At 63.2% G+C, this 19159-nt stretch carries 21 protein-coding genes and 1 pseudogene; 18 read left to right on the top strand and 4 right to left on the bottom strand.

The window, feature by feature from the left end; genetic code table 11:
- The first annotated feature begins 108 nt into the window (after nt 1-108).
- The 12 genes from KGB07_RS07355 to KGB07_RS07300 all read left to right on the top strand — a co-directional run bounded on the left by KGB07_RS07355 (nt 109) and on the right by KGB07_RS07300 (nt 11086).
- Nucleotides 109-1137: an acyl-CoA dehydrogenase family protein gene (locus KGB07_RS07355; RefSeq protein WP_223465069.1), complete on the top strand. Its 1029-nt coding sequence runs from the start codon at nt 109-111 to the stop codon at nt 1135-1137.
- Complete coding sequence (locus KGB07_RS07350; protein ID WP_223465068.1) at nt 1138-2268, top strand: acyl-CoA dehydrogenase family protein; 1131 nt, start codon at nt 1138-1140, stop codon at nt 2266-2268.
- A gap of 17 nt (nt 2269-2285) precedes the next feature.
- Nucleotides 2286-3044 carry an SDR family NAD(P)-dependent oxidoreductase gene (locus tag KGB07_RS07345; RefSeq protein WP_223444049.1) on the top strand — a complete coding sequence of 253 codons (759 nt, stop codon included), beginning with the start codon at nt 2286-2288 and terminating at the stop codon, nt 3042-3044.
- 33 nt (nt 3045-3077) lie between these two features.
- The gene (locus KGB07_RS07340) at nt 3078-5195 is read left to right on the top strand and encodes an acetate--CoA ligase family protein (RefSeq protein WP_223465067.1); all 2118 of its coding nucleotides are present in this window, start codon (nt 3078-3080) and stop codon (nt 5193-5195) included.
- A 13-nt stretch (nt 5196-5208) separates the two neighbouring features.
- A complete protein-coding gene (locus tag KGB07_RS07335; protein ID WP_223465066.1) occupies nt 5209-5688 on the top strand; it encodes a MaoC family dehydratase N-terminal domain-containing protein in 480 nt (159 codons plus the stop codon).
- Nucleotides 5685-6152 (top strand): MaoC/PaaZ C-terminal domain-containing protein, encoded by a 468-nt coding sequence (locus KGB07_RS07330; protein WP_046038225.1) that lies wholly within the window; start codon nt 5685-5687, stop codon nt 6150-6152. Before KGB07_RS07335 ends, KGB07_RS07330 begins: the two co-directional genes overlap by 4 nt.
- Nucleotides 6145-6525, top strand: coding sequence for a Zn-ribbon domain-containing OB-fold protein (locus tag KGB07_RS07325; RefSeq protein WP_046038227.1), 381 nt, complete (start codon nt 6145-6147; stop codon nt 6523-6525). The genes KGB07_RS07330 and KGB07_RS07325 overlap by 8 nt, the downstream gene beginning before the upstream one ends.
- A complete protein-coding gene (locus tag KGB07_RS07320; RefSeq protein WP_223465065.1) occupies nt 6522-7694 on the top strand; it encodes an acetyl-CoA acetyltransferase in 1173 nt (390 codons plus the stop codon). The genes KGB07_RS07325 and KGB07_RS07320 overlap by 4 nt, the downstream gene beginning before the upstream one ends.
- The gene (locus KGB07_RS07315; protein ID WP_223465064.1) at nt 7691-8458 is read left to right on the top strand and encodes an enoyl-CoA hydratase/isomerase family protein; all 768 of its coding nucleotides are present in this window, start codon (nt 7691-7693) and stop codon (nt 8456-8458) included. Before KGB07_RS07320 ends, KGB07_RS07315 begins: the two co-directional genes overlap by 4 nt.
- A 22-nt stretch (nt 8459-8480) precedes the next feature.
- Nucleotides 8481-9290 (top strand): enoyl-CoA hydratase/isomerase family protein, encoded by an 810-nt coding sequence (locus KGB07_RS07310; RefSeq protein WP_223465062.1) that lies wholly within the window; start codon nt 8481-8483, stop codon nt 9288-9290.
- A 7-nt stretch (nt 9291-9297) separates the two neighbouring features.
- Nucleotides 9298-10506, top strand: coding sequence for an MFS transporter (locus KGB07_RS07305; RefSeq protein ID WP_223465060.1), 1209 nt, complete (start codon nt 9298-9300; stop codon nt 10504-10506).
- Between the two features lie 196 nt (nt 10507-10702).
- The gene (locus KGB07_RS07300; RefSeq protein ID WP_223465059.1) at nt 10703-11086 is read left to right on the top strand and encodes a nuclear transport factor 2 family protein; all 384 of its coding nucleotides are present in this window, start codon (nt 10703-10705) and stop codon (nt 11084-11086) included.
- Here the strand turns inward: KGB07_RS07300 and KGB07_RS07295 are convergent.
- Nucleotides 11083-11880, bottom strand: coding sequence for a DODA-type extradiol aromatic ring-opening family dioxygenase (locus KGB07_RS07295; protein WP_046038236.1), 798 nt, complete (start codon nt 11878-11880; stop codon nt 11083-11085). The two genes, KGB07_RS07300 and KGB07_RS07295, sit on opposite strands and share 4 nt — an antisense overlap.
- Nucleotides 11881-12163: 283 nt before the next feature.
- On the opposite strand from KGB07_RS07295, the gene KGB07_RS07290 reads away from it, so the two are divergent.
- The 4 genes from KGB07_RS07290 (at nt 12164) to KGB07_RS07275 (ending at nt 16292) form a co-directional block, all read left to right on the top strand.
- The gene (locus tag KGB07_RS07290) at nt 12164-12991 is read left to right on the top strand and encodes a fumarylacetoacetate hydrolase family protein (RefSeq protein ID WP_223465058.1); all 828 of its coding nucleotides are present in this window, start codon (nt 12164-12166) and stop codon (nt 12989-12991) included.
- 32 nt (nt 12992-13023) lie between these two features.
- Nucleotides 13024-13911 (top strand): acetaldehyde dehydrogenase (acetylating), encoded by an 888-nt coding sequence (locus tag KGB07_RS07285; protein WP_046038238.1) that lies wholly within the window; start codon nt 13024-13026, stop codon nt 13909-13911.
- 22 nt (nt 13912-13933) lie between these two features.
- Complete coding sequence (gene dmpG / locus KGB07_RS07280; protein ID WP_046038239.1) at nt 13934-14968, top strand: 4-hydroxy-2-oxovalerate aldolase; 1035 nt, start codon at nt 13934-13936, stop codon at nt 14966-14968.
- A 292-nt stretch (nt 14969-15260) separates the two neighbouring features.
- Nucleotides 15261-16292 carry a flavin reductase gene (locus KGB07_RS07275; protein ID WP_223465055.1) on the top strand — a complete coding sequence of 344 codons (1032 nt, stop codon included), beginning with the start codon at nt 15261-15263 and terminating at the stop codon, nt 16290-16292.
- A gap of 216 nt (nt 16293-16508) precedes the next feature.
- Here KGB07_RS07275 and KGB07_RS07270 read toward each other — a convergent pair whose 3' ends face one another.
- Nucleotides 16509-16874: an NIPSNAP family protein gene (locus KGB07_RS07270; RefSeq protein ID WP_223465054.1), complete on the bottom strand. Its 366-nt coding sequence runs from the start codon at nt 16872-16874 to the stop codon at nt 16509-16511.
- A gap of 124 nt (nt 16875-16998) precedes the next feature.
- Between KGB07_RS07270 and KGB07_RS29660 the strand changes: the two are divergent.
- A pseudogene (locus tag KGB07_RS29660) lies at nt 16999-17094 on the top strand (GNAT family N-acetyltransferase); the annotation flags it as partial.
- Nucleotides 17095-17204: 110 nt separating this feature from the next.
- Here the strand turns inward: KGB07_RS29660 and KGB07_RS07265 are convergent.
- The gene (locus tag KGB07_RS07265) at nt 17205-17546 is read right to left on the bottom strand and encodes a DUF190 domain-containing protein (protein WP_223465053.1); all 342 of its coding nucleotides are present in this window, start codon (nt 17544-17546) and stop codon (nt 17205-17207) included.
- 14 nt (nt 17547-17560) lie between these two features.
- On the bottom strand, nt 17561-17941 hold the full coding sequence (gene crcB, locus KGB07_RS07260) for a fluoride efflux transporter CrcB (protein ID WP_046038245.1): 381 nt from the start codon (nt 17939-17941) through the stop codon (nt 17561-17563).
- Nucleotides 17942-18456: 515 nt separating this feature from the next.
- Between crcB and KGB07_RS07255 the strand changes: the two genes are divergently transcribed.
- Nucleotides 18457-19158, top strand: a complete 702-nt coding sequence (locus tag KGB07_RS07255) for an EthD domain-containing protein (RefSeq protein ID WP_046038246.1) — start codon at nt 18457-18459, stop codon at nt 19156-19158.
- The last annotated feature ends 1 nt before the right edge of the window (nt 19159 follow it).

Raw genomic sequence — 19159 nt, 5'->3', positions numbered from 1 at the left:
GCGGCATGACACCCAGGCCGGGGCTCATGAAAAATGAGTCCGGCATGGGCAACAAGTACCAGATACCTCGCAGTCGACCCATTCACGACTCAAAGAAGGAGCCCACCCGTGCTCGCGCTATTCAACGACGAACAGCAGATGTTTGAAAACTCGGCCAAACGCCTGGCGCAGTCCATTGGCATCGCCAACCCGCATGATCTCCAGACCCGCGACGCCCAACGGGACTGGCAGAAACTCACCGAAGTGGGCCTGCTCGGCCTGCGCATGCGTGACAACGGCACGCCCCTCGCCTCCGGCGTGGAAGTCATGATCGCCGCCCAGGCCTTGGGCGAAACCCTGGTTCCCCAACCCTTCGCCTCTGCCGTACTGGCCAGCGAGCTGCTCGCCCAGGCAGACGCCCCGTACGAACTGATCGAAGAACTCGCCGCCGGTGAAACCCGCTATGCGCTGCTGCTGGACCGCACTCTGGAGCGTCTGGCCGCCCCCGACGAAGTCGGCTGCATCGCCTGGGATTGCGAAGGCGCCGACTATGCCCTGGGCCTGGCCGATGGCCGCCTCGTGCGTATCAGCCTGCAACAGGGTTTTGCTGCGGGCCACGACCCGGCCGACCTGACTCGCGCCGTATTGCACCTTCGCACTGCGCATGGCGCAGCGCAGGTGCTCGGCCAACCGATAGACGCCGACGCCCTCAAACGCTGGTACGCCCTGGCCCTGACCACCGTGGCGGCGGACATCGTCGGCGCACTCAACGGCGCCCATGCCGGTGCAGTGGCCTACACCAAGGAGCGCGTGCAGTACGGGGCACTGATCGGCAGCTTCCAGGCCATCCAGCACCTGTGCGCGGAAATGCTCGTCCAGGCCCAGGCCGCCCACAGCATTACCTGCTACGCCGCCTGGGCGGTGGACCAACTGGACGCCGACGAGGCACTGCTGGCCGCACGCACCGCCAAGGCCTACGCCTCTTCCGTAGCACTGCCGGTGACCGAAGCGGTGATGCAGGTCTACGGCGGCATCGGCCAGACCTGGGAGCACATCGCCCACGTCTACACCCGCCGCGCCCTGCTCGACGCCCGACTATTCGGCGGCGAGTCCCATCAATTGCAGCAAATCGCCGACGCCCGACTGGGAGCACGCTGAATGGACTACCGAGATACCCCCGAAGAGGCCGGATTCCGCCTCGAACTGCGCGAATGGTTCAAGCACAACACTCCCGCCAACTGGCGCGAAGTCACCGACCCGCAAGGCCTGCGCGCGCTGAGCAAGAGCTGGCACAAGGCACTCTACGCCAGCGGCTACATCGGCCTGAACTGGCCGAAGGAGTACGGTGGCCAGGGGCTGTCCGCAACTTTCGACGCCATTCTCAATGACGAAGCGGGCCGCGCCGATTCCCCTCGCCTGCCGGCGATGGTGAACTACCTTGGGCGGGCGATCTTCACCTACGGTACCGAAGAGCAGAAGCAACACTTTCTGCCCACCCTGCTCAGTGGTGAGGTGCAGTGGTGCCAGGGCTTCAGCGAACCCGGTGCCGGCTCCGACCTGGCCTCGCTGCGCACCCGCGCCGAGCAGGACGGCGACCACTACGTCGTCAACGGCCAGAAAATGTGGACCAGCGGTGCACTGCAGGCCGACTGGTGCCTGCTGCTGGCACGCACCGACAGCAACGCGGCCAAGCACAAGGGCATCTCCTGCCTGCTGACCCCGCTCGATGCACCCGGCATCACCGTCAAGCCGATCGTATTGCACAGCGGCGAACCGGAAACCGCCGAAGTGTTCTTCGATGATGTGCGCATTCCCGCGAGCCAGCGCATCGGCGCGCCGGGCGACGGCTGGCGCATCGCGATGACGACGGTGTCCTACGAACGTGGCGCTTCGGACACCGGCTCCATTTCAGCACTGCGTCGCCAACTGCGCGAGATCGAACAGATCGCCGCCGAGCGCGGCCTGCTCGCCGATACCAGCACCCGCCATAAGCTGGCGCGCGCCCATGTGGACATCGAAGCGCTGAGCCTGAACGTGGCGCAGCAACTGTCGCTGCGCCTGGCCGGACGCGATCCCGGGCCGGAAGGCTCAGTGGGCAAGCTGCTCTGGTCCAAGGCCGCCCAGTACACCATGCATGTCGCGCTCGACGTACTTGGCGCCGACGCCCTGACCGGCAATGCCCCCCGCTGGCTGGCCGAGTACTTCACCTCGCGCCCGGTCAGCGTCTACGGCGGGTCCTCGCAAATCCAGAAGAACATCCTCGCCCGCATGCTCGACATGCCGCGCTGACCACAAGGAGCCCCATCATGCGCTTGAACAATCGCGTCGCCGTAATCACCGGCGCTTCACAAGGAATCGGTCGCGCCGTGGCCCGCTGCTATGCGGCGCAAGGCGCCAGCGTGGCCATAGTCGACATCAACGTCAGTGGCGGTGAAGAAACCGCCGCGCTGATCCATGCCGAGGGCGGCAAAGCCCTGTTCGTGCGCTGCGACATTGCCAACCAGGTCGACGTCAACGCCGCCGCCGCCATCATCAAGGCCGAGCTCGGCCCCATCGATATCCTGGTGAACAACGCTGGCATCACCCGTCCGGCCATGCTGCACAAGATGACCGGCGCCGAGTGGCACCAGGTGATCGATGTGCACATGCACGGCTCCTTCTACTGGCTGCAGGCGGTGGTCCACGACATGATCGAACGCCAGTGGGGGCGCATCGTCTTCGTCACTTCCTCCACTGCACAGAACGGCTCCATCGGCCAGATCAACTACGCCGCGGCCAAGTCCGCGATGCTCGGCATGGTGCGCACCGCCGCCCGCGAGCTGGGCAAGTACAACATCCTGGTCAATGCCATCGCTCCGGCGGCGGCCACCGAGATGACCAAGACCATCATGAACGACCCGAAATTCGCCGAAGCCCATGCGGCAGCGCTCAAACAGCACCCGCTGCGGCGCTCGGCGGAGCCTGAGGAAATAGCCCCGGCCTTCCTCTATCTCGTCAGCGAAGAGTCCTCCTACGTCACCGGTCAGGTTCTGTCGGTGGATGGCGGCTCGATGATGGTGCGCTAAGCGCGCGAACCGCCACGGAACAGGACAACGACAATGACTCGTATCGACACCGCAGCTCCCGATCTCGATCGCCTGCTGGCACCTCGCTCCATCGCCATGGTTGGCGCCTCCAACAACCTCTACAGCATCGGCGGCCTGCTGTTCGCCAACCTCAAGCGCTCCTTCGGCGGCGCGCTCTACCCGATCCATCCCAAGGACGACAGCGTCCAGGGCAGCCCTGCCTACGCCAGCCTGCACGATGTACCGGGAACCGTGGACCTGGTGGTCATCGCGGTGGCCTGCCAGGCCGTCGAAGGCATCATGGAACAGGCCGTGGCCAAGGGCGTGGGTGGCGTCGCGCTGCTCTCTTCCGGCTTCGCCGAGGCCGGCGCCGAAGGGACCGCCCTGCAGCAGCGCATCGCAGAGCTGGCCAAGGCTGGCGGCGTGCGGGTGATTGGTCCGAACTGCATCGGCTACCTGAACATCGCCGGGGGCGTCATGGCCAACTTCGCCCTGACCCCGGACGAACCTTTGCCGCCGGGTGGCGGTGTGGCGCTGGTTTCCCAGAGCGGTGGCTTTGGCTCCTACCTGACCACCAAGGGACTGCTCACCGGCCTGCGCCTTGGCTGGTTCGTCAGTACCGGCAACGAGCTGGACGTGAACGTCGCGGCCGTTTTGCGCTACCTCGTGGAGCGGCCGGAAGTTCGTGTGCTGCTGGCGTTCAGTGAGACCCTGCGTGACCCGGAGGTATTCATAGAAGCGGCCCGGCGCGCCCAGGCGCTCGACAAGCCACTGGTGGTCCTCAAGGCGGGGCGCTCCGAAGCTGCGGCCAAGGCCGCCATGAGCCACACCGCGTCGGTGGTCGGTGCCGTCGATGTATTCGATGCAGTCTGCCGTCAGTACGGCGTGATCGTGGCTCACAGCCTGGAGGAGATGCTCGATCTGGGCATGATCTTCCAGGACGGTCGCCGGGCGTCCGGCAAACGCCTGGCGATCATGACTGCCTCCGGCGGCACCGGCGTATTGCTGGCCGACGAAGCCAGTCTCAACGGCCTGGATATCCCGACCTTCCCCGAAGCGGAACAGGCACAGATGCTCAGTGTGCTGCATACGCCCTTCTTCGGCAGCGTGGCCAACCCCATCGACACCACCGCAGCGGTGAAGCAGGAGTCTCTTTTCGCACTGCAGAACCTGGTCGCCCAGAGCCCTTCGGTCGACATGCTCACCACGGTCACCTGGGCTCGCGCCACCGAGGCAGCCAGGGAACTGGCCGCGCTCTACCAGCGCACCGACAAACCCATGGCTGTGCTGTCCACCGACCTTGTGGAGCCCTTGAAGCAGGCTGGCGTGCCGACCTACACCGATCCGCAGAGGATCGCCCGCTCGCTCGCCGCCCTGCAGCGTTTCTCCTCGCGACCGTCCCTCGCGGCGGACCACGCCCGGGAACCCGATGCCGAACGTGCCCGGCGCGCGCGACAGCACCTGCAGTTGCCCCAGGGAGAGCAGGTGCTGATGGAGGCCCAGGGTAAGCGCCTGTTCGCCGAGTACGGCATCCCCATCACCCGCGAAGAGTGGGTACACAGCGAGGAAGACGCCATCGCGGCGGCGACGCGCATCGGCGGCAAGGTGGTGCTCAAGGTCATGTCCTATCAGCTGCCGCACAAGTCCGACGTGGGCGCCATCCGCCTCGGTCTGCAGGGGCCGGACGCGGTGCGTGAAGCCTATAGAAATATGCTCGACGAAGTGCGACGCCGGGCGCCCCATGCCGTCCTCGACGGCGTGCTGGTGCAGGAGATGGTACCCGCACGCATGGAACTGACCTGCGGCTTGCAGCGCGACCCGGTGTTCGGCCCCATGGTGGCGGTGGGCCTGGGTGGCGTGCTGATCGAGCAGCTGGCGGAAACCACGCTGTTGCGCCCGCCGTTCGGGCTCGACACCGCCCGCGTCGCGCTCGGAAAACTGCTCCAGGGTCGCCTGGTCCAGGGGCGGCGTGGCCTCAGCGCCGAGGAACAGACGCAGATCGCCGCCATCATGATTGGCATCGGCAACCTGGCCCTGGAGCTCGAGGAGGTCAGCGAAATCGACATCAACCCGATCCGGGTCGACGACGGCAAGGTCTTCGCCGCCGACGCTCTGGTGGTGCTGGCCGGGTCATCCGGGCCGGCGCACTGAAGGAGTGAACGCGATGGCAGATCAATCCCTGGTCGGTTACCAGTTCCCCTCGTTCCGCTTCAAGGTCGAGGAAGGCAAGATCGCCGAGTTTGCCAAGGCGATCCTCTGTACCGATGCCTGTTACTTCGACCCCGAGGCGGCGCGTCGGCAGGGCTTCTGCGCCCTGCCGGCACCGCCGACCTTCAGCACCGTCTCCATGCACTGGCACCCCCCGCAGGAAGGCAACCCGCTCAACCTCGACCTCAAGCGCGTACTGGCCGGTGGCAATGAATGGGAATACCTGCGACCGGTGCTGGCCGGCGAGGAGTTCACCGTCCGCTCGCATATCGCCGACGTGACCTGCAAGCGCGGCGCCAAGGGCGAGATGACCCTGATCGTGCGCGAGACGGGTTTCTACGACAAACACGATCAACTGGCGCTGATCGCCCGCAGCACCATCATCGAACTGCCCCCACCGCCGCCCATGGACGAGCACGAGGTACTGCCCACATGAACAGCACAAATCACGACGTTTCGCCTCGTTTCCAGATCGGAGACACCGCCCCCGTGCGCCGTGTCGGGCCGATCACCCGAACCGACATCGTTCGCTACGCCGGCGCCGGTGGTGACTTCAATCCCATCCACCACGACGAGACCTTTGCCCACCGCGCCGGCTACCGCAGCGTATTCGGCCATGGCCTGCTGACGGCTGGCATCCTCTCGGCCTACGCGACTTCCTGGCTGGGCCTGGCGGCGCTGCGCAGGTACTCGGTGCGCTACGTCTCCCAGGTCTGGCCAGGCGACACCCTGATCCTCAGCGGCCGGGTTACCGCCATCGACCCCGAAGGCCCCGACTGCATGCAGGTGAACTGTGAACTGCTGGTGCAGCGCGAAGCAGCCAACGGTCAGCGCCAGGACGTCCTGACGGCAATCGCCGTCGCCACCTACGACACCCCCGGAGGAAGCCTGCATGAATGATGTCCGTGAACCGGCGCCGTACCAGCGCTATCTCGAAGGCCTGGCACGGGGTGCCCTGGCTTATCAGCACTGCCACGACTGCGATCAGGCGGTCTTCTACCTGCGCCCCTGCTGCCCTCATTGCGGCTCGGTGGAACTGGACCTGCGCGACAGCCAAGGGCTGGGCACGCTCTATTCGTCCAGCGTGGTCTACGACAAGGAACACAACTACAACCTCGTGCTGGTGGACCTCGACGAAGGCTTCCGCATGATGAGCACTGTTGCCGGTTGCGATGCACCGCCCATCGGCGCCCGGGTCCGGGCGCGGGTGGAACGCCTCGATGGCCAGGAGCCGCGCGTGGTGTTCGACCTCAACGAAGGAGAACGACCATGACTCACCATGATCTGCGCGGCGCGGCCGCTATCGTCGGGGTCGCCGAATCAGACCTGGGTGACGTCGGGCCACAGCGCTACCCCATCGAACTGGCCGCCCAGGCGGCGGTTCACGCGTTGAATGACGCGGGCCTGCGCACCCGGGACGTCGATGGCCTGTTCGGCTGTGTCGCCGGCCGTTTCATGTCGAACCTGGACCTGGGTGAATACCTGGGTATCCGCCCCCGTTACAGCGATAGCGGCAATATCGGCGGCAGCTCGTTCCTGTCCTACCTGTTCCACGCGGCGGCGGCCCTCAAGGCCGGGCTCTGCGACACGGCGTTGATCGTCTATGGCAGTACCCCGCGCGCGGATGCCCAACGTCGGCAGCCGCTGAGCGGGCCACTGGAGATGCCGAGCTACGAAGCCCCCTACAAGCCGCGCCACCCGGTGTCCGGCTACGCCCTGGCCACCGCCCGGCACATGCATCAGTACGGCACGACCCGCGAGCAGTTGGCCGCGGTGGCCGTCGCCGCGCGCGCCTGGGCGCAACTCAACCCCGTCGCCTTCTGCCATGACAAAGGGCCGCTCGGTATTACCGACGTGCTGGACAGCAAAATGGTCTGCAGCCCGCTCAGCATCCGCGATTGCTGCCTGGTCACCGATGGCGGCGGTGCCTTGGTGGTTACCCGTGCCGATCGCGCACGTGACCTGCCAAGGCCGCCGGTCTACCTGCTCGGCGCGGGCGAAGCGCACTCGCACCGCAGCATTTCCCAGATGCCTGATCTGACCACCACCTGTGCAGTCGAGTCCTCTGCCAGAGCCTACGCCATGGCCGGGGTCAGACCGGCGGACATCGGCGTGCTACAGCTCTACGACGCCTTCACCATCAACACCATCATGTTCCTGGAGGACTTGGGCTTCTGCGCCAAGGGCGAAGGCGGTGCCTTCGTCGCCGATGGCCGCATCGCCCCGGGAGGCGTACTGCCGGTCAACACCAACGGCGGCGGCCTGTCCTACTGCCATCCGGGCATGTACGGCATCTTCGCCCTCATCGAAGCCACGCGACAGTTGCGCGGTGAGGCCGGAGCACGGCAGCAGGCCGGCGTGGAGCTGGCGCTGGCCCACGGCAACGGCGGTCAGTTCTCCAGCCAGGTCACCGCCATCCTCGGCACGGGAGCAGCGTTATGAGCACTGTCTTGCGCGAACGCCAGGGCTCGGTGCTGCTGGTGACACTCAACCGCCCTGAGGCGTTGAACGCGTTCAATGCCGAGCTGCACCGCGAGCTCAGCGATGCCTGGCACGAGGCCGGTGATTCACAGATTCGCGCGGTGGTGCTGACCGGTTCCGGACGCGGCTTCTGTGCGGGTGCCGACCTCAACGCGCCACCCGCCTCCGGGGCACTGGGCCATAGCACGCTACGCCACGCACTGAATGCGAACACCCTGGCAATGGCCGCGCTGGACAAGCCTGTCATCGCAGCCGTCAACGGCGCCGCAGCGGGTGCCGGACTCTCGCTGGCTTGCGCCGCCGATATCCGGATCGCGTCCAGCGGCGCCAAGTTCGTACCGGCATTCGTCGACATAGGGCTGGTCCCGGATGCCGGTGGCAGCTGGTTCATCACCCGGCTGCTGGGTTACGCCCGGGCCTTTTCCTGGCTGGCCAGCAATCGCCGGCTGGGCGCCGAAGAGGCCCGCGAGTGGGGCCTGGTGAGCGAGGTGCTGGCCCCGGAACGGCTTCTGGGACACGCGCTGGAGATGGCCGAGCAACTGGCCACCAAGCCCGGACTCGCAGTTGGGCTGACCAAGCGCCTCCTGGCCCAGGCCGCACGCAACAGCCTGGCTGAGCAACTGGAGGCCGAAGTCACGCTGCAGAACCTTGCAGTCCTTGATCCCGATCGTGCGCGCGCCCGCGCGGCGATGCTGGAAAAGCTCGGGCGCCGCTCAATCCCATAGACAACAAAAACGGAGTTTCCCCATGACCGATTACGGACGTTTTAACAGTATCCTCGCCGAGCTCCGGGACCATGTCCTGGTGCTGACCCTCAATCGCCCCGAACGCCTCAACGCCGTAGGAGCCGATATGCATGAAGGCCTCGAAGCCATCCTTGCCGACCTGCGCCACGACACCAGCGTCCGGGCCGTGGTGCTGCAGGGTGCAGGACGGGCCTTCTGTGTCGGTGGCGACGTCAAGGCGTTTGCCGAGACGCCGGCCATCGAGCAGAGCCCATGCGAAACCATGGCCCTGGTCACCCGCGGCGCCGGGAACCTGATCGAGCGCTTCCTCGATGTGCCACAGCCGATTATCGCCGCGGTGCAGGGCTACGCCATGGGGCTGGGGGCGACACTGGCCTTGCTCTGCGATGTGGTGCTTATCGCCGACGACGCCCAGATCGCCGACACCCATGTGCCCATGGGCCTGGTCGCAGGCGATGGTGGCGCGCTGGCCTGGCCCCTGGGCATGCCCCTCGGCGCCGCCAAGTACTACCTGATGACCGGCGAGCGACTCAGTGGCAGCGAAGCTGCCCGGCTGGGTCTGGCCTTACGGGCCATGCCGGCCACGGAGCTGCATGATCAGGCGCTGCAGATGGCGGAGCGCATGGCCGCCCTCCCTCCTCTCGCGCTGCAGGGCACCAAGCGCGCGCTGAACCAGATCCTGCGCCAGCGCAGCCAGTTGGTGACCGACTTGGGGCTGCAGCTGGAAGCGGCGACCTTCCTCAGCGCAGATCACAAGGAAGCCTCCAGCGCCTTTGCGCAAAAGCGCCAGCCGGTCTTTCATGGGCGCTGAGCACAGCATGTCCAGAGGCGCTGGAGACACCGGCTGGCTCGGCGGCATTTCCACGGAAGTGCGCTGCCTGTGCGTAATCAGCTTTATCTCCGCCGTGGGCTTCGGCATCCAGTCACCGGCCATTCCGCTGTTCGGCCAGGCGCTAGGGGTGGGCAGCAGCATGATCGGCATGATCATTGCGGCCTTCCCCTTCGCCCGCCTGCTGATGGCTTGGCCAGGCGGCAGACTGGTCAATCGCTGGGGCGAGTACCGGTTGCTGTGCGGCGGTCTTGGGCTCCTGGCGCTGGGCAGCGTTGCCGCCGGCTTTTCCGCTTCCGCCGAGCAGTTGCTGGCATGGCGCGGTCTGTGCGGAATGGGCTCGATCCTCTACAGCGTATCGGCCATGAGCCTCATGCTGCGCACCACCGCCCCCAGCCACCGGGGGCGGGCGGCGGGGCTGTTCATGGGTGCCTATTACGTCGGGACGGTCGCCGGTCCCGCCATCGGCAGCCTGTTCGTGGACATGTCTGTGCGCCTGCCGTTCTTCCTCTACGGAGCCGGAACGGGAACGGCGGCCCTGGTCGCGGCACTGCTGCTGCGCCACCTGCGCCACGGTCACAGCGCGGCGAGCGACTCCGGACAAGCGGCGGTCAGCTTTGGCCAGGCGCTACGCCTGGCCTCTTACCGATCCGCGATCGCCAGCAATTTCGCGATCGGCTTTGCCGTTTACGGGGTCAGGGTTTCCGTCCTGCCGCTGTTCCTGCTGACGGTGCTCAACCAGCCGGCGAAATGGATCGGCATCGGTCTGACTGTCGGTGCTCTGACCCAGACACTGCTGCTGCCCAAGGCTGGCCGATGGGTGGACACCTGGGGCCGCAAGCCAAGCCTGATGGTGGGCATGTCCCTGGTACTGAGCAGTTTCCTGCTCATCCAGGGCGGGCAATCGCTGGCAACCTACCTGGGCGGGCTCGCACTGATGGGGCTCGGAACCGCGTTCTGCACCACTGCCGCAGCCGCAGTCGCCGGTGACGCCGCCGATGGCCGTGGGGGTACGGTGATAGCCGGCTACCAGATGGCCGCCGACCTCGGCATGGTCATCGGCCCCATTCTCATAGGGGTGCTCGCCGAGCGGCACTCCTACGCCCTCGCTCTCGGCTGCACCGCCGCTCTGCTGGCACTGGCCGCCTTGACGACACTGGCCATCCCCCACGACAAGAACCAGGGGAGCACCCCATGAGCGAGCGCAGCCAATCGGCCTTGATCCGCGCCAACCTGCAGTTCTCCCGTGAGTTGCGAAGAGGTGGCGGCCGGGTTGTGGGAAGCCTCGGTGCATCTGACCAGGGTGGAGTTCCAACCGCTTACGCAAACCACATCCGCCATAAACCAGCAGGCAATCGCCTGAGCAAGGAGTAGACATGCCAACGGAAATCCAAATGAAAAGCGCCCTTCAGGCCTACATCGACGCCTTCAACCGCAATGACCTGGAAGCCATCACCGCCCTCTACCACGACGACGCAACGGTGGAAGACCCGTACGGCTCGTCGCCGCGCGAGGGCAAGACGCAAATCGTCGAGTTCTACCGCAGCGCCATGGCCAACGGTGCCACCCTGCAGCTCTGCGCACCGGTCCGCGCCTCTCACGGCGATGCTGGCGCAATGGCTTTCGATGCCGTGGTGAAGCTACCCCAGGGCGAAGCGCGGGTGCGGGTCATCGATGTGATGACCTTCGACGAAGCCGGGCTCATCACCTCCATGCGCGCCTATTTCGGCCCAGGCGACATCGAGATCAAGGCCCCCTCCGACAGCCGCAACGACTAGCCAAAGCGATAAGCCGAGACCGCGACGAGGCCCCCCAGCCGCTCGGCGTAAACGCGCCGCGCGGGCTGGTCACCTGCTGCAGCGCAAGCCACCAGCAACGGAAGCAAGTGTTCCTCGCGCGGATGGGCGAAACGCGCCTGCGGTGCCTCGACCCAATGGCACAGGCGTTGACTGCGTTCCTCCGGCGTCCCCATCAGCGTATCGAGCAACCAGTCATCGAATGCCTGCGCCCGCGCAGCCAGGTCCTCTGCAGATGCACGGATATTGTGGAAAGACATGCCGCTGCCCACGATCAACACCCCCTCCTCTCGCAAACCCGCCAGCGCCGCCCCGGCAGTCTGGTGCGCTGCCGGGTCCAGATCGCTGCGCAGTGACAGCTGCAGCATCGGGATATCCGCCTGCGGATAGATCAGTTTGAACGGGATGAACGCACCGTGATCCAGTCCGCGTGTGTCGTCGAGCGTTGCCGGTAGCCCTGCGCCGCGCAAGCGTTCGCACACATCCCTGGCCAGCCAGGGTGCGCCGGCGACCGGGTATTGCAGTCGATAGGTGTGCGCCGGGAATCCGCTGTAGTCGTAGATCAGGTCAGGGGCCGGACTGGACGTCAGCGTGAAGCGCTCTGCCTCCCAGTGAGCGGAAACGACCAGGATGGCCTTCGGCCGTTCCGGCAGGCTCGACGCCAGGCCCTGCAGCCATGCCCCCAGTGAATGCCACATCTCGGCCGGGCCGAAGTCCCAGCGCATGAAGAAGCAGGGACCCGCCCCATGAGGAATGAACAGACTCGGAAGGCTCATTGAAGATGCAACCTCAGGAACAGGAACAGGAACAGGATTGATGACGCTGCTGGCAGAGAGAGCGCCAGGCTCAGGACGCACGCCAGTAACGGGTTGGTTGGCCACCTGTAATTTGTCGCCAGTATGCGGTCTTCTCAACCCCGGACGCCTCGTCCAGATTGATTACCACGACTCCGTAGTAATGCAGTGATGCAGAAAGAGTGCTGAAACTACTGCATGCGGGTGAGGGCACGCGCCGACACATCCGGCATGATTTGGACAAGCCCGACAAGAGGACAGTCCAATGCCCCCCGTAATCGAACACACCTCCAGTGCCTCGCAGGAAAAAACGCGACTGCGCCAGCGACTTGCCGAACGTCTCTACAGGGCGCTACGCAATGGCGAGACGATCGAGCCGCTGACCACCACCGATTCGCTGGATATCGAAGATGCGTACCACATCTCACTGGCCATTCTGGAACAGCGTAAAGCCGACGGCGAGCAGGTCATCGGCAAGAAAATCGGAGTGACGAGCAAAGCCGTGCAGGAAATGCTCGGCGTCCACCAACCGGACTTCGGCTTCCTCACCGACCGCATGCATTTCGATAACGATGCCTGCGTCAGCCTTAGCCAGGCCAACCTCATCCAGCCCCGTGCAGAAGGTGAAATCGCCTTCATCCTCAAGCACGACCTGATGGGCCCCGGCGTCACCCTGGGGGATGTGCTGCAAGCCACTGACTCGGTCATGGCCTGCTTTGAGATCGTCGATTCGCGCATCTGCGACTGGAAGATATCCATACAGGACACCATTGCCGACAACGCCTCCTGCGGTGTCTTCGTCCTGGGTAGCCCGCGCGTCTCCCCTGCCGGCCTCGACCTCGCCAATGTCCGCCTGGATATGAAGCGCAACGGAGAGCCACACTCCAGTGGGCTTGGCTCGGCCGTGCAAGGGCACCCAGCCGAGGCCGTGGCCTGGCTGGCCAATACCTTGGGTACCTTCGGCATGCCCCTGCTCGCTGGCGAAATCATCCTGTCGGGATCGCTGGTTCCCCTGGTACCCGTAAAAGCTGGCGACCACTTCGAGCTGACCATTACGGGTATCGGTTGCGCCTCGATTCGCTTCACCGACTGACTCTGCCCTCCCTAGATGCGAGAGAACTGGCCATGACACGCAAAATCAGATGCGCCCTGATCGGACCCGGCAACATCGGTACCGACCTGCTCTACAAACTGCAACGCAGCAAAGTGCTGGAGCCGGTCTGGATGGTCGGGATCGACCCCGAATCCGACGGTTTGAAGCGCGCCCGGGAAATGGGCCTGAACGTCACCTGCGAAGGCGTCGATGGGCTCCTGCCCCACGTCAAGGCCGACGACATCCGGATCGCCTTTGACGCGACCTCCGCCTACGTACATGCCGAGAACTCGCGCAAGCTCAATGAACTGGGCGTGCTGATGATCGACCTCACGCCTGCGGCCATCGGCCCGTACTGCGTGCCACCGGTAAACCTGGCCGATCACTTGGGCAAGCAGGTGCTGAACGTCAACATGGTGACCTGCGGGGGACAAGCGACCATTCCCATGGTCCACGCGGTGTCACGTGTGCAGCCCGTTGCCTATGGCGAGATCGTGGCGACGGTGTCGTCGCGTTCGGTCGGCCCCGGCACCCGCAAGAATATCGACGAGTTCACCCGCACCACTGCCGGCGCGGTGGTCAAGGTCGGTGGAGCCAGGGAAGGCAAGGCGATCATCGTGATCAACCCGGCCGAACCTGCGCTGATCATGCGCGACACCATTCACTGCCTGACCGAAAGCGAACCGGATCGCGAGGCTATCACCCAGTCGGTGCACGCAATGATCAAGGAAGTACAGAAGTATGTGCCCGGCTACACGTTGAAAAACGGACCGGTATTCGATGGCAATCGCGTGTCGATTTTCATGGAGGTGGAGGGCCTGGGCGACTACCTGCCCAAGTACGCCGGCAATCTGGACATCATGACCGCGGCCGCCGCCCGTACCGCGGAAATGTTTGCCGAAGACATGCTGAACGCCTAACCACTCTCGAATGGAAATTGCCATGACCTCTTTACGCGGCAAGCAAATCAAACTGCACGACATGTCATTACGCGACGGCATGCACCCAAAGCGCCACCAGATCACCCTGCAGGAGATGGTGGATGTGGCCACCGGCCTGGACGCAGCCGGTGTTCAACTGATCGAAGTCACCCACGGCGATGGCCTGGGCGGCGCCTCCGTCAATTACGGCTTTGCGGCACACAGCGACGAGGAGTACCTGCGGGCGGTCATCGCGCAAATGAAACAGGCCAAGGTATCGGCCCTGCTGCTGCCCGGTATCGGCACCGTCGATCACCTGCAGATGGCACATGACTGCGGCGTACACACCATTCGCGTGGCAACCCATTGCACCGAGGCCGACGTTTCCGAGCAGCACATCCAGTACGGCCGCAAGTTGGACATGGATACGGTCGGTTTCCTGATGATGGCACACATGCTCGACGCCGACGGCTTGGTGAAACAGGCCAAATTGATGGAAAGTTATGGCGCCAACTGTCTCTACATCACGGACTCGGCCGGGTACATGCTGCCCGAAGACGTTCGCGTACGCATCGACGCGGTTCGCCAGGCGCTGAAACCGGAAACCGAACTGGGCTTCCACGGCCACCACAACCTCGGCATGGGCATAGCCAACTCGCTGGCAGCCATTGAAGCCGGTGCCAATCGCATCGACGGCTCCGCCGCTGGCCTAGGTGCCGGTGCCGGCAACACGCCGCTGGAAGTCTTCAATGCGGTCTGCGATCGCTTGGGCATCATTACGGGCGTGGACGTGTTCAAGCTCGCTGATGTCGCCGAAGAGAAGGTGTTCCCGATGATGGAGCACATCGTCCGGGTCGACCGTGACTCGCTGATGCTAGGGTACGCTGGCGTCTACTCCTCGTTCCTGCTGTTCGCCAAACGTGCCGCAAAGAAGTACGGCGTGCCCTCCCACGAGATCCTGTTGGAACTGGGCCGACGCAAGACTGTCGGCGGCCAGGAGGACATGATCGAGGACCTGGCACTGGACATGGCGCGTGAACGCGCAATCAGCCACTGACGCTGTCAGGTCCCGACATCAGACATCGTTTACCCCTGCCCCCTTACGGGGGCTTTTTTTCCCATGAAATCAATGTCCAGCGCACACGAAATCGCGCAGATCAGGTCCATTTCAATCGACATCCAGCCTGAGCCACAAAAATCTCGTCCATGCCCGCTTTCCTTGGCCCTCACGCAGTTTTGAAATCACCTCGATATCAACAAACATCGTCCGTTCTGACCATGCTGGAAAGTGCTGCACGTTAGACAATTCAAGCCACAGATACGGCTCCCAGTACCAGAGGAAAACGGGCATGAATGACAACGCACAACGCTCACAAGCCGGCCAGCTGAAACATGGCAGTACCACACTGGATCCCCGGGAGTTTCGCCACGCTCTGGGGACGTTCACCACGGGTGTCACCATCATTACAGCTCGCGACCAGGACGATGCCCCCGTCGGCGTAACGGCCAATAGTTTCAACTCTGTGTCCCTGGACCCTCCACTGGTGCTCTGGAGCCTGGCTCGCAAATCACAGAGCCTCGCCACCTTCGAAAACGCCAGCCACTGGGCTGTGCATATCCTCGCCCACGACCAGGGCGAACTCTCGGCGCGTTTCGCCCGTAGCGTCTCCGGGCCGGAGAAGTTCGACGGAATCGAGTACGAGGGCGGCCTGGGCTCGGCGCCGCTGCTGGCCGGCTGCACCACTCGGCTGCAGTGCCGCACGGCCCATATCTACGATGGCGGCGACCACATCATCCTGGTGGGCGAAGTACTCAAGTTCGACAAGTCCGATACCCCTCCGCTGGTATTCCAGAGTGGCAACTACGCCATCGCCACCAGCACCGCGCAAACCATCATGCCACCTCCTGACGAGGACCCTCGTAACGTCAGCGAAGCCAGCCCCCTTGGCTATTTGCTGGCCAGCGCATACCTGCACTTCTCCGCCAGGACGCAGGAACATGCCTCTGAGCTCAAACTCAACAACATCGAGTACCTGGTTCTCAGTGCACTGGGTACGCGGGAAGGACGCACCTACCACGAGTTGATTTCCCTCGCCGCGTACACCGGACGGGAAGTCGGCCCTGAATCGTTAAACGACCTGGCAGCGAGAGGGCTGATACGCATCGATGACGAACGCACCGCACCGGACGATGAGGACCACGCGCAAATTTTCCTGACACCTGAAGGCAAGAAAGTCGTCGCTCGCATCATCAGCCAGAGTCAGCAGGTGGAGGAAACGATGATGCGACAGCTCGGAGTCCCCGAGACCATTGCGCTACGTACCCTACTGAGCCGCTTCGTGAGGATCCACAGTCCGCTTATCCCCTATCGCTGGTTCTAAGGCTGTCCCGCTAGCTCTGCGAAGAAACCTTGATCTCACGGTTCACATCGCTGGAGCTCGCAACACTGAGTCTTTGTATGAACCTGGTACTGAATGCCCAGCATCCGCTGCAATTCACGAATCTGCTTGAGCGCATCGCTCAGCTCGGATGCCGGCAACACTGCTTCACCAGCACTGACCGCCGAGAGGCTACCGTCCTGATACTTTTGCCGATGGCTACGCTGATTGAGCATCGGCTTTAGATAGATCTACGGAAGCTCTGATGGCATCAATTACGTCTCGAGTGAGCGCCATAACTGTCGTTGTACTGACTTCAATCCGACTGATAATGTCTGCTCGCGGGCCCTGTTTCCAGGCAGCGCTTGCATAAAAAATATCTTGAGATGCTAGGCGATGGCTCTCGCTTTCAAAGGAGCGAATCAGGTGATAGCTGTCACAATCATGTAATGAGCCGCCATAAGAAACGACATCTATGCCAGCTTCCAGGTGAAGCGGAACACTTACATTCTGCATTATTCGATGAAAATCCAATCCCGATCCTGGCTTCAAGGTGTACATCAGGATTTCAATAATTCGAGTCATTCCAAGTCTTCCATGTGGAGTTTCAACGTGAGCATCCGTACATCCCAGCTTACGTTATTTGGCGGGAGTCCAGTTGTGCGGCAGCAGCTGCGTAATCTCACTCGCCCGCTGCGTCGGCAATCGAAGGCTGTCTGTGTGGACGTTCAATGCACGAGCCACGCACCTGTACACAGAGTTGGGGTTTGAGACACGTGCACTCGAGATGGGAATGCGCGTGTAGGGGGGTTCCCTTCATATTAGCGACCGCAACGGGTCGGTTTCAGCCGGTCGTGGCAGGCAGAAATCGGCCAAGAGCAGGCATCTCCTTGCAGCAATCCATATGCTCACATTTCAACCTGCGCGATCGTCTGGATCAGCCCGCATGCCAACGGCTCCAAATTCAATTGGGGCTTTTATGTAGAACAAGGAAATTTCCTCGGCCTCAAGGCGCTCAAACAAGCGAGTGAACTCTTCTTCAGTAATTGCCAGACGGATCTCGGTTGGCTGATCAGCCAGCTCAAAAAAATGCGAGGAATGCAGTTTTCCCGAATGTCCGAAGCCTTCAATAGCGGTTGCCAGAGTGGCTCCACGCAGCCCCATTTCTTTGGCCAGATCGACAAGCCAGTCACCGAGCATTTTTCCATGATGACGGCGGTTCTGTTGGGTAAAGAAAATCACCAGAAACCCTTTCATGACTGATCACCTCTTTAGCGTGTGCCAAATTGAAACGAGAGAAGCCCTGCGGCAGTCATCACCAGTGAGCCAGCGACGTGGAGCGATATGGCACCAATCGCCCAAAACAATCTGCCCTCCTGAATCAAGGTGACAGTTTCAGCTGAGAACGTAGAGAAGGTTGTCAGCCCCCCACAGAAGCCGGTAATGATCAGTAGTCGCCATTCGGGACTCAGCGATGGCGTTGCTGCCAGGAAGGCAATCGCTAAACCGATGATGTATCCCCCAACCATGTTGGCAATCAGGGTGCCCGGCGGAACAGTTGGGAACAGGGCATTGAGTTTGATACCCAGCAACCAGCGTAACCAGGCCCCAAGTGATGCGCCGATAGCGATAACGAGCAATGACTTCAGCATAGCTGCGCGTCTCCTATCGGCATGAACAGGCGAGAAATCTCTGACAACTGGATGAACAGATGGGGGATGAACGGAGAGATTGAAATCACGATCCTGTCCTAAGTAGGAGGACAGGGCGACACACCTACGCGCCCTGTCCAAGGTTCACGTAGGCATCATCAGCATCAGGCTATCAGGCGTGTCATCGACCACCAGCAGGGTCGGCGGACTGTAATGACGCTGTTCGGCACTCATGACGGGTGGCCCCCTTGCCGGAAATAGACATCCCGAGGCAATACTTCCACTGTCGCCCCAGCGCAAGAGAGCTTAGCTGCTGTTCTCCAGGGCTGCCCGGCGTCGAGCCCGAACCTGAAGCCTCAGCCATTGCCCTCATATTGCGGGTCAATAGTCTGTTTGAGGTATTACCCGGGGCTGCCCTTGATTGACTATGACGCCGAGGATTTTCGGTCATCCGGATGCACCAGGCAGCACGACCGCTGCGCCATCCATCAACCGCAACGAGGAGCTTGATAGCTGTGGAAAAAGTCATCTATCTGCTGTGGCGTGATACTCAAGTCAGTCCTGATACCTTCGCCCGTCGCCTGCGCAGTGAGGTCGCCGGGCAATTGCAGGCACTCGGTGCCCGTGGTGTGCAATTGAACCTGGCCGATGCCGATGTACAGCCAGCCGCCGGCCTGCGCCAGGAAAACAACCGGCCATTGCCCGATGGTAGCCTGTCGCTGTGGCTGGACAGTGCCAACGGGCCGGCTCGTCTCCCGTTCGACCAATTGATCAGCGCGGCAACCGCGCGCATGGCCGCCTACCTGGTCTGCGAGTCGGTCGCCATCGCCAATACTCGCTTCCCTGCAACACCCGGTGAGCGTACCCACGGGTTTGCCCAACTGGCCCTGCTGACCCGCCCTCCACGCCTGACCCCAGAGGCCTGGCTGGACATCTGGCGCAACCATCACACGGCAGTGGCCGTGGACACGCAAGCCAACTTCCAGTACGTGCAAAACCTGGTGGTGTCGGCACTGACCCACGGCGCCCCACGGATCGATGCCATCGTCGAAGAGTGTTTTCCGCCAGCGGCCATGACCGATCCCATGGCCTTTTTCGATGCGGCGGGAGACGAAGCAAAATTCCAGCGCAACCTGGCGGCGATGATGGACAGCTGCAGCCACTTCATCGATTTCGACAAGATCGACGTGCTGCCCACCAGCCAGTACTGTCTGTAGG

The organism is Pseudomonas sp. GL-RE-26 (genome assembly GCF_019956275.1).
Taxonomy (GTDB): Bacteria; Pseudomonadota; Gammaproteobacteria; order Pseudomonadales; family Pseudomonadaceae; genus Aquipseudomonas; species Aquipseudomonas grandcourensis.
Note: the sequence above shows the minus strand (reverse complement) of the source record. Positions and strands in the feature narration are given on the sequence as shown.